We start from the raw sequence: 2,442 nt of genomic DNA on the forward strand, positions 1-2,442 counted from the left end.
CTGGGCCGGACGCATAGCTCGCGTTCATAGACGCCAGTCTGTGGGGCGTGCATGGATCCGGCGTGTAGATCTTCATGCTCTCCACCTGTAGAGCATCTGTCTAATTGCCGTTCTGACGATTTCGGAGCGGTTGGCGTACCTGCCGCTTCTCACCAGCTCGTCCATGGCTCTCAGCCACTCGGATGGTATGTGTACTGATATTATCGTCATCGCCTCGCCGCGGGGCCTCTCCCTCCTCGGCTTCTCTCTGCACGTAGCTTTCGTCTTCTCAAGCGACTCCGCCATGGCGCGCCTCGCGGCCTCCTCTACGTCTCTCAAGGTCACCTGCCTCAGCCTCTCGACAGGTATTATGTACACCACCCTCTTTACGGTCCGCCGCTCCTCCGCGCCGAGTCGCCTGGCCAGCTCGGCGAGGGTCCTGCTGACGAAAGGCATGGCGCGGCGGTCGTCTGTAAACCGCGGGGTCGCCAGCGCCGCCATGTTGCCCCTAGCGTTCTCGGCGATTTCCCTAATCTGGCGGTACATCAGCTCCGCCAGCCTGCCGTTCTCAACGTGGTACCTCGTAACGCGTCCGTTAAGCATAGATCCACTTGATGACACCGAGCCTCTCCAGCGCGCCTCTTATCTTCGCCTTGGCGGCGTCTACATCATCTATGCACACATACGCCCTGTTCGTCCTCGCTCTCCTCTCAGCTCTTCTCAGCACCAGCTCGGCGCTACCGTCGAGGAGGTCCAGCAACATGTCGAGAAAGACGCTCTTCGACACGGGCTCAAGCGGCGGTATGCCTGCATGCGTCGTCTTTACGCACCAGTGCTTCGATTTGACAGACTGCAATAGATGCATCAACCTCGCCAGTATGTGTCTGACATCGTAGCCGATTGACTTGAACGCGATCACATACTTCCTCAGCGGATCGACATGCCTGACGCACCACAGCGCTATCCTCCTCCCCACCACGTATTCAGCAACATCGCCGCGCCTCGCCAGAACCTTCAACACGTAGAACACCTGCGTGTGAGACAGCCCCAGCTCGTCTATAATTTGAGACGTAGTCATACATCCATGCATCTTCAAGAGCTCGTATACGGCGAGCTCTCTCTGCTCCACCTTGGCCGTGCGGCCCCTAGGCATAGCCCAGCCTCTGCCTCGCCTTGGCGACGTCGATCACCAATGCCGTTCTCCTCCTCCTGATCTCCTCCTCGCCTATGACGGAGCCGTCGAGCAACAGCTTGACGTACTCCTTGGCGGCGGTCAAGGCGGCAGGCGGCTTGTAGCTCTCGCCGAGGAGGGACGCCGGAGCAATCCTTATGACGCGGGTCTTCGCCCCGGCGATGATCTCCCTCAGCCTGTTGAGGACGAAGCGGGGGATCACGCCTGCGCTTTTAAGCGCCGCCTCCACAGCTGTGCGCACGTCGGCGTCGGGGAGGCAGTACACGGCGTAGTCGCCAGTCGCCCACCGGTACATGTTGAACCTCACCAACAAGCCGGACTCAGCCATGCTCCTCAATATGTAGTACGCAGATGCGAACGAGATCCCCAGCCGAGCCGCTTGCCCCCTCGTGATGCATTTGTGCGTCTGCAAGTACTCCATAATCTTCGCCGCGGCGGCCTTCGTGCTCCTCCTCACCAGCTTCTTCTTCGCCCTCACCATGGCCTCTGCTGACGCTGTTCGCTGGTCATCATGACGCTTATGGCGTGGCGAACAACGTCGCTACGGCTCCTAAACTCGCCGCTCTGCACAAGCGCATCTATGAAACGGACGTAGCGCTGTGGCAGTCTGACGCAGACAACCTCCTCGCTCATGGCTAGCTACGCCCGTCGTTTAAACGTTCTTTCAGCGGCGTGTAACCATGGCCTAGCAAGTCGCTGATCGCATCAAGCCACTTAGACAGCTCAGTCTTATTACTCATATCGGAGTATTCAAGCGTGTTAATGGCACATGAGATCGCCTCTATAGCTTTTTCAACTGGCATGGTGTAGTCAACGCACCACGCCAGGTGTCTTATTCCATTCCTAGTTGCGAAGTAGACAAGCAGAGCCGCTCCAGTTATCTTATCAGCTGTCTTGTACAATATACGTCCAGCAACCGCCCACTCGCCTTCCCTTAGACACAGCCTCGCGCCATCGCCTCTCGCCTCAATCTCACCACTCCCATACACCGCAACGATGCCACTTTTACAAGACTCGGGATTGACGCACATCTCAACACTTGTACACAGCCTCCCATCTTCATTGCGGTACCACAGTAAACCTACTACTTTTTTGAGACGTAGACAGGGGCCCTTGAGCTGGGCCGCGGCCTCCTGTTTTACGACTGTCATACGAGTGTATAACAAGGGAGTATTTAACAGTTGCGCCAAGGAAAAAGCGGGGGTTCAGCTGTAGATCCTCCAGCTGGGCTCGCTCTTGTACAGCCCGAGCCTCTCCTCCAGGTGCTCCAG

General features: G+C 57.7%; 5 protein-coding genes. All 5 read right to left on the reverse strand.

The features are described 5' to 3' along the window. Positions 1-72: 72 nt before the first annotated feature. From ACP5J3_RS13220 to ACP5J3_RS13240, 5 genes are read right to left on the reverse strand one after another with little or no spacing between them, the layout of a single operon-like run. Positions 73-582: a ribbon-helix-helix domain-containing protein gene (locus ACP5J3_RS13220; RefSeq protein WP_428496113.1), complete on the reverse strand. Its 510-nt coding sequence runs from the start codon at positions 580-582 to the stop codon at positions 73-75. Then, positions 575-1,132 (reverse strand): hypothetical protein, encoded by a 558-nt coding sequence (locus ACP5J3_RS13225; RefSeq protein ID WP_428496114.1) that lies wholly within the window; start codon positions 1,130-1,132, stop codon positions 575-577. The genes ACP5J3_RS13220 and ACP5J3_RS13225 overlap by 8 nt, the downstream gene beginning before the upstream one ends. Further along, a complete protein-coding gene (locus ACP5J3_RS13230; protein ID WP_428496115.1) occupies positions 1,125-1,652 on the reverse strand; it encodes a hypothetical protein in 528 nt (175 codons plus the stop codon). Before ACP5J3_RS13230 ends, ACP5J3_RS13225 begins: the two co-directional genes overlap by 8 nt. After that, positions 1,646-1,804: a ribbon-helix-helix domain-containing protein gene (locus ACP5J3_RS13235; protein WP_428496116.1), complete on the reverse strand. Its 159-nt coding sequence runs from the start codon at positions 1,802-1,804 to the stop codon at positions 1,646-1,648. Before ACP5J3_RS13235 ends, ACP5J3_RS13230 begins: the two co-directional genes overlap by 7 nt. A gap of 2 nt (positions 1,805-1,806) precedes the next feature. Continuing rightward, entirely contained in the window at positions 1,807-2,322 is a 516-nt protein-coding gene (locus tag ACP5J3_RS13240) for a hypothetical protein (RefSeq protein WP_428496117.1), read from the reverse strand. Between the last annotated feature and the right edge of the window lie 120 nt (positions 2,323-2,442).

The organism is Pyrobaculum sp., assembly GCF_049971835.1.
Taxonomy (GTDB): Archaea; Thermoproteota; Thermoprotei; order Thermoproteales; family Thermoproteaceae; genus Pyrobaculum.

Bases quoted from the DNA above. Each gene is read 5' to 3' on its own strand.
- ACP5J3_RS13220 (WP_428496113.1), bottom strand. From the start codon at position 582: ATGCTTAACGGACGCGTTACGAGGTACCACGTTGAGAACGGCAGGCTG.
- ACP5J3_RS13225 (WP_428496114.1), bottom strand. From the start codon at position 1,132: ATGCCTAGGGGCCGCACGGCCAAGGTGGAGCAGAGAGAGCTCGCCGTA.
- ACP5J3_RS13230 (WP_428496115.1), bottom strand. From the start codon at position 1,652: ATGGTGAGGGCGAAGAAGAAGCTGGTGAGGAGGAGCACGAAGGCCGCC.
- ACP5J3_RS13235 (WP_428496116.1), bottom strand. From the start codon at position 1,804: ATGAGCGAGGAGGTTGTCTGCGTCAGACTGCCACAGCGCTACGTCCGT.
- ACP5J3_RS13240 (WP_428496117.1), bottom strand. From the start codon at position 2,322: ATGACAGTCGTAAAACAGGAGGCCGCGGCCCAGCTCAAGGGCCCCTGT.